At 64.5% G+C, this 1202-nt stretch carries 1 protein-coding gene; it reads left to right on the top strand.

All coding sequences use genetic code 11. The features are described from left to right. Positions 1 to 54: 54 nt before the first annotated feature. A complete protein-coding gene (locus ACWEO7_RS39605) occupies positions 55 to 1191 on the top strand; it encodes an IS630 family transposase (RefSeq protein WP_452431004.1) in 1137 nt (378 codons plus the stop codon). Positions 1192 to 1202 lie beyond the last annotated feature (11 nt).

Raw genomic sequence — 1202 nt, 5'->3', positions numbered from 1 at the left:
CTAGTGCCGCGTCCGGGAAGGTTGATGCTGTAACCCGCCACTCGGGGTGGCGGGTTGATCATCGGCTGGTGTCCGGTGATGCTGCTGGTGGAGGTGGTGCCGGTGGCTCGGAAGCCGGATGTGTTCGTCAGGGCGGTGACCCCGGAAGAGGGCCGCAAGCTGGCGCAGATCGCGCGCCGGAGCAAGCAGCCGATCCGGATGCGGCGCGCGGTCGTGGTGATGGCCTCGGCACAGCATCAGCCGGTCGGGTTGATCGCGAAGCTGATGCAAGTGTCGGAATCGTATGTGCGACAGGTAATCCACGACTTCAACGCGCATGGTTTCGAGGCATTGGACCCAAAATGGAGCGGGGGCAGGCCGGCGAAGACCGATCAGGCGACACGTGATCGGATCTGTCAGATCGCCCGGTGCTGCCCCCGTGACCTGGGATGGCCGTTCGCGACATGGAGCCTATCGAAGCTGGTGGAAGTGCTGCGGGTCAACGAGATTGCCGATATCAGCCGTGAAACCCTGCGGAAGATCCTGAAGGCCGGTGGAGTGTCGTGGCAGGCCACGAAAACGTGGAAGGCCAGCAACGACCCGGATTTTCAGGCCAAGATGGCGCGGGTGCTCGACCTCTACGATCATCCGCCCGCAGACGGGCGCGTGGTCTGTGTGGACGAGTTCGGGCCTTTGAACCTGCAGCCCCGCCCCGGCCGCGGCTGGTTCACCGCCCGTCGGCCACGCCGGTTGCGCGCGACCTACCGGCGCACTCAGGGCGTCCGGCACATGTTCGGTGCCCTGGACCTGTCCTCGGGCCAGTTGTACTACCGGATCCGGGATCGGAAACGGTGGACGGAGTTCCTGGCGTTCTGCAAATCGCTGCGAGCCCGGTGGCCGGGTGAGAAGTTGTATCTGATCTGCGACAACTACTCGGTCCACAAGCGGGCCGAGGTCCGTGCATGGTGCACGGCCAACGCGGTCGAGCTGGTATTCCTGCCCACCTACTGCTCCTGGCTCAACCGAATCGAATGCGAGTTCGCTGCGCTGCGGTACTTCGCGTTGAACGGCACCGACCACCACAGCCACGGCGAACAAGACGACGCGATCGGCACCTACATCCGCTGGCGCAACCAACACGCCGGACCCGTCCGCGACTTCGCCGTCGGATCCAAGATCCGATACCCGGATTACCTACCGAACGTTGCCTGACGCGGCACTAG

The organism is Nocardia sp. NPDC004260 (assembly GCF_053603155.1).
Note: the sequence above shows the minus strand (reverse complement) of the source record. Positions and strands in the feature narration are given on the sequence as shown.